This window comes from Methylobacterium sp. AC433, assembly GCF_979253015.1.
This window is the reverse complement of the sequence record NZ_CEEDBN010000036.1, coordinates 1-6,381: the sequence shown is the minus strand read 5'-3', so window position 1 is coordinate 6,381 and position 6,381 is coordinate 1. Positions and strand designations below refer to the sequence as shown.

2 protein-coding genes are annotated in these 6,381 nt (G+C 75.3%); both read right to left on the bottom strand.

Annotated elements, in window-relative coordinates; translation table 11 throughout:
* A partial coding sequence (locus tag AC0IWM_RS23545) for a condensation domain-containing protein (protein WP_471759082.1) occupies positions 1–1,541 on the bottom strand: 1,541 nt, incomplete at its 3' end.
* Positions 1,542–6,381, bottom strand: a 4,840-nt coding sequence (locus tag AC0IWM_RS23540) for an amino acid adenylation domain-containing protein (protein ID WP_471759080.1), incomplete at its 5' end; no start/stop codon positions are given.

Genomic DNA, 6,381 nt, shown 5'->3' with positions numbered 1-6,381 from the left:
GCGGCGGCCTTCGCGATCAGGCCGGGCAGGAGGTCGTCGGCCAGGGGCAGCGGTCCGGGATAGGGGGCCGACAGGGCCAGGCGGGTCCGTTCCGGGACCAGCGGCAGGAGGTCCACCCGCCGCGCCGGCGCCGCCACCAGGGCAACCAGAAGTCCAAGGAAACCGTCGCGCATCCGCTCCAGGGTCTCCTGCTGGAACAGGTCGCGGGCATAGCCGAAGGATCCGGAGAGGCCGCCCTCGACGGTTTCCACGGTCTCCAGCACGAGGTCGAACTGGATGCTGCCGGTCTCGCGGCCGAACGTCGCCACGGTGAGGTCGCCGACCGCGAACCGCTCCGGGCCCGCGACGTGGTGGTTGTGCATCACCTGGACCAGGGGGGTGTGGCTGACGCTGCGCCGGGTCTGCAGGGCCTCCACCAGCCGCTCGAAGGGCAGGTCCGCCTGCCCCTGCGCATCCAGCATGGCGTCGCGCACGCGCGCGACGAAGCTCAGGACGCTCGCGGCCGGGTCGACGGTCAGGCGGAGCGCCAGGGTGTTCACGAACAGACCGACCACGTGCTCCGTCTCGGGCCGGCCGCGATTGGCGATCGGCACGCCGATGCGCAGGTCCGCCTCGCCGGTGATCCGGCGCAGGAGCAGGGCGAAGGCGGCGAGGAGCACCATGGCGGGGGTGGCGCCTGTCGCCCGCGCGAGGTCGCGCAGAGCCTGTGCGACGCCCGCCTCCACCGTGAAGGCCACGGCCGCCCCACGGAAACTCTGGATCGCGGGCCGGGGCCGGTCGAGGGGCAGCGGCAGGACCGGGTCGCCGGTGCCGAGGCGGGTGCGCCAGCCCGCGAGCTGCCGGTCGAGTTCCCCCGCCTCCAGCCAGTCGCGCTGCCAGCGGGCGTAGTCCGCGTAGGCGATGGGCAGGGGCGGCAGGGCGGCCGAGGCTCCGGCCGCGTAGAGCCGCATCAGGTCGCCGAGGAGGATCTCCACCGAGCGGCCATCGCAGACGAGGTGGTGCAGGGTGAGGAGCAGGACGTGCCGGTTCGGGCCGGAGCGGACCAGCCGCGCCCGCAGGAGCGGCGGCGCGGCCAGGTCGAAGGCCTCGCGCGCCTCCGCCCGCGAGAGGGCGTCGAGCCGCTCCCGCCGTTCTGCCGAAGCGAGATCCGAGAGATCCGTCTCGCGCAGCGGAATGGTGACGTCCGTGTGTGTCACCGCCTCGACCCGGTCTCCCGCTCCCGCCCGGAAGCCGGTGCGCAGGCTCGGATGCCGTGCGACGAGGGCGGCGAGCGCCCCGGCGAGGGCCGTCGGGTCGAGGGGGCCGTCGAGGCGAAGGCCTCCGGCGATGTGCAGGAGGGCCGCGTCGCCCCCCATGCGGCCGATCGTCCAGAGCCGTTCCTGGGCGTAGGAGAGCGGCGCGGTCCCCGCGTCGTCGCCGGCCACGATGGGCAGGCGCCCGAAATCGATGCCCCGGGCGGCGAGGGCGTCGAGGAAGAGCCGGCGCTTCTCGGCCGGGAGGCGGCCGAAGCGGCGGCTGAGATCGGCGGCGTGGGCGTTCACTCAGGCCTCCAGGTCGACGAGAAGATCGTCCATGGCGGAGAGCTCGGCCCGCGCGTCCGAGCCGTCGGCCCGGTGCGCCTCCACCGCCCGGGCGAGGCCGCGCAGGGTCTGCGCCTCGAACACCGTGCGGATCGGAACCGGGGTCGCGAGGCGCTGGCCGATCCGCATCGTCACCTGGGCGGCGCTCAGGGAATGGCCGCCGAGGCCGAAGAAGTTGTCGTCGCGCGCCACTGCGGTCAGGCCCAGCACCTCGCACCAGATCTGCGCGATGGCCCGTTCCGTCTCGCCCTCCGGCGTCTCGAACGTCGCCGAGGTGCGGGCCGGCTCCGGCAGGGCCTCCGTGTCGAGCTTGCCGTTGGCGGTCAGCGGCAGGGCCGCCAGGGCAACGATGCCGGCCGGCACCATGTGCTCGGGCAGGCGTCGCAGCAGGCGGGCGCGCAGGCCGGGCGCGTCCAGGTCCACGGCCGCCGGTTTCGCCGGGACTACGTAGGCGAGGAGGCGCGGCCCGCCGGGGCCGGCGCGCAGGATCACGGCGGCATCGGCGACCTCCGGCTCGGCCCGGAGAGCCGCCGCGACCTCGCCGGTCTCGATGCGGTAGCCACGCAGCTTCACCTGCCCGTCGGCCCGGCCGAGATAGGCGAGGCTGCCGTCCGGCCGGCGCAGGGCCCGGTCGCCGCTGCGGTAGAGCCGGGCGCCGGGTGGGCCGTGGGGATCGGGCACGAAGCGCGCGGCGGTGAGCCCGGGCCGGTCGAGGTAACCGCTGGCGAGGCCGGCGCCGCCCACATGGATTTCCCCCGGCACGCCGTCCGGCACCGGATCCAGGGCGTCGTCGAGGAGGTGGAGGGTGAGGTCGGGCAGGGCCTCGCCGATCGGGCTGTCCGGCGATGCCGCGTCGCCGGCCTGCAACATCCGCGAGGTGACGTGCACCGTGGTCTCGGTGATGCCGTACATGTTCACGAGGCGGGGGCTCGCGTCGCCGAAGCGGGCGAACCAGGGGGCGAGACCCCCCACGTCCAGGGCCTCGCCGCCGAACACGATCGTGCGCAGGGCGAGAGGCGGGGACGGCGTGCGGGCCAGGACCGCCTGCATCAGCGGCCGGAAGGCGGAGGGGGTCTGGTTCAGGACCGTGACGCCCTCGTGCACGAGGAGATCGAGGAAGGCGTCCGCCGCCCGCGCGACCGAACGGGGCACCACGACGAGGCGCCCGCCATGGCAGAGGGCGCCGAAGATCTCCCAGACCGAGAAGTCGAATCCGTAGGCGTGGAACAGCGTCCAGACATCGGCCTCGCCGAAGCCGAATTGGCCCTGCGTGGTCTCCAGGAGCCGGGCGACGTTGGCGTGGGTGATCACGACGCCCTTGGGCTGTCCCGTGGAGCCCGAGGTGTAGATCACGTAGGCCGGCTGGTCGGGATGGGGCGGCCCCGGCAGGGTCACGGCGTCGGTCTCGTCCGGAAGCGGGCCGTCGAGGCGGATGAGGCGGGGCGCCGGCGCGGGCCGCGGGACGTCCGGCCCGAGGGCGTCGCCCTGGACCAGGACATGTGCGGCGCCCGAATCGGCCAGCAGGAAGGCGAGCCGGTCGGCCGGGTAGCCGGGATCGAGGGGCAGGTAACCGGCGCCGCTCTTCAGGATCGCCAGCAGGCCGACCACGAGATCGAGGGAGCGCTCGGCGCAGAGGCCCACCAGGGCGCCGGGCCGGACACCGGCGCGCACGAGGTGACGGGCCAACCGCGCGGCGCGGGCATCGAGCGCGCCGTAGCTGAGGTCCGCGCCCGCGCAGGTCACGGCGATCGCCTGGGGGCGCCGCTGCGCCTGCGCGGCGATGCGCTGGTGGATCGCCGGCTCAGCCGGTGCCGGCCCGGCCGGGGCCGGCAGGCGGGCACCGGCCCGTCCCGCGCGGCGCTCGCCCTCCGGGACGAGGTCCAGGCTTCCGAGGGGCGCCTGCGCGTTCTCCACCAGGGCCGCGAGGGTGCCGAGCATCTGCGCCGCCAGCCGCTCGATATCGGCGGTGCCGATCCGGGCGCGGTCGTGGCTCCAGGTCAGGCGCGGCGCCGCGTCGAGGAGGACCGAGAGCGTGAGGGGCACGTCCGTCGCCTCCAGGGTCGTCACCGGCCCGAAGCGCAGGCCGCCCGCGTCGCGGTCGCGGACCACGGCATCGATGGGGTAGTTCTCGACCACGAGAAGGCTGTCGAAGAGCGGCCGGCCCGGCGAACCCGCCCAGCCCTGGATCGCCACCAGCGGCGCCAGGGCATGGTCGCGCAGGGTCGCGGCCGCGTCCTGCAACTCCCGCAGCCACGCGCCGACCGGCCTCTCGGCCGGCAGGTGGATGCAGCGCGGCACCGTGTTGATGAACAGGCCGAGCACCGCATGCATCCCGCCGTCATCGGCGGGCCGGCCCGAGACGGTGACGCCGAAGGCCACCCGGGACCGGTTGGTGAAGCGCCCGAGCGTCAGGGCCCAGGCGGCCTCGAACAGGGTCGCGAGGGTGACGCGCTCGGCGCGCGCCACGGCTTGGAGGCGTGCGACCTGCGCCCGATCCAGGTGGGTGTCGACAAGTCCGTGGTCGCTCCGCCCCGCCTCGCCCGAGAGGGCGGGAGCGAGGAGGCTCGGTTCGTCGAGGGGCGCCAGGGCCTCCCGCCAATAGGCCGCGTCGCCTTCGGAATCGCCCCGCGCCAGGGCGGCGACGTGCTCCCGGAACAGGCGGTGCGGCGGCTCCACGGCCTCGCCCGCGTAGGTCCGCAGCACCTCGGAGACGAGGCGGGCATTGCTCCAGCCGTCGAGGAGGAGGTGGTGGCAGGTCCAGATCAGGTGGTGGGAACCGTCCGGAAGGGCCGCCATGAGGAGCCGCATCAGCGGAGGACGCGCCAGGTCGAAGCCCTGCGCCCGCTCGGCTTCCGCCAGGGCGCCGAGATCCGGCGCCGCGTCCGTGCGCAGGTCGCGCCACGCGACGGGAAGCTCCGCCGTCGCGTGGACCGCCTGGAGCGGCGCGCCCATCGCCCCGGTCCAGAGAAAGCCGCTGCGCAGGATCGGGTGCCGGGCGAGCGCCGTCCGCCACGCCGCCACGAAGCGCGGGGCGTCGAGGCCCGCGATGGTGACGGCGAGCTGGTTCACGTAGAGGCCCGTTCCGGGCGCGGCGAGGGCGTGGAACAGGATGCCGGCCTGGGCGGGGGCGAGCGGGTAGAGGTCGCTGACGCTGCGGTCGTCGAGGCCGAGGCGATCGAGCCCGTCCTGGTCGAGGCCCGCGAGGGGCACGTCGGACGGAGTCAGGCCAGGCGCCTCCGGTGCGGATGCCAGCGCCGTGAGCTCGTCCCGGATGCGCTCCGACAGGGCCACGATGGTGCGCTCCGCGAAGCGCGTCTTCGCATAGGCGAGGCGCAGGGTGAGGCTGCCGCCGCGCACGTAGCTGTCGATGGTGAGCTCGGCGCCGAGCGGTGAATCCGGGTCGGCCGAGAGACGCATGTCCTCGGCGCCCAGGGAGAACAGGCCGCCCGGGGCGAGACCGTCGAGGGTGCCGAGATGGTTGAAGGTCAGGGCCGGCACCGGCAGGGCGGCGAGGCGGTCGCGGATCTCGGTGGGACCCAGCTCGCGCAGGCGGCCGAATTCGTCCGCCGCGCCGGGCAGGCAGCGCAGGGCCTCCTTGACCACCCGAACGTCGCGATCGCGGTCCCCCGTGAGGGCGAGGCGCACCGGAACCAGCGTGGTGAACCAGCCCACGGTGCGCTCCACCGCCAGGGCCGCATCGCGGCCGTGCCGTTCCACGGTGACGTGCAGGGCATCCCCGCTGGCCCAGGCGGCGACCGCGCGGGCGATGCCGGTGAGCACCCGTTCGTGCAGGCGCGGGCGCGCCGGCCCCCCTGCCCTGTCGAGGCCGGCGGTGGTGACGGCATCGAAGGCGATCCGGATCTCGCGGGCGTCGCGCTGCCGGCGGGTGCCGTCCGGACGGTCGACCGGCAGGGCACGGGAGGGGGCCGCGAGAGCGGCGATCCAGGGCGCGGGGTCTCGCGGCGGCTGCGCGCCGAGATGGTGCGCGACGGCGCGGAACGGGACGGCCGGGACGGCGAGCGCGGCCCCGGCGCGGTACAGCGCTTCGAGGTCGGCGAGGAGAATGCGCCAGGAGACCGCGTCGACGACGAGGTGGTGGGCGGTCAGCAGGAGGCGGGCCGGGCCGTCGTCGGTCACGGCGAGGATTGCCGCGAAGACCCGGCCGCGCGCGAGGTCGAGGCCCCGCTCGGCGGCACGGAAGCAGGCTTCCGTCTCGGCCTCGTACGCGACCGCCACCTGGGCGACCGGGTCGGGCAGCTGCTCGGCCGGGACGGGCACTTGGGTCCAGGCACCCTCACGGTCGCGCCGGAAGGCCGTGCGCAGGGCCTCGTGGCGGTCCGGAAGGCGGCGCAACGCGTCGGCGAGGCGGTCGCCGTCGACATCCGCCGCGAGGGTCAGGCGCAGCGACTGGTTCCAGTGGTCCGGGCGCGGCATGTCCTGGCGCAGGAACCACGCCTGGATCGGCGTGAGTGGGGCCGGGCCTTCCGGCAGGGCGGGCGCGGCCGCCTCGGTGTCGCGCGTCCGGAGCACGCGGGCCAGGGCCGCCACGCTCTGATGCGCGAAGATCTGCCGGGGCTGTGCGGCAAAGCCCGCCTCGCGCAGGCGCGCCACGATCTGGAGGCTGAGGATCGAGTCGCCGCCGGCCTCGAAGAAGTTCTGGTCGGGGTTGATGGTTGTGAGGCCGAGGGCCTCGGCCCAGATGCGCGCGACCACGGCCTCGGTCTCGGTGAGCGGGCGGGCCTGGGCCGCCTCGGCCGGGAGGTCGGCGGGCGCCGGCAGGGCCGCCCGGTCGAGCTTGCCC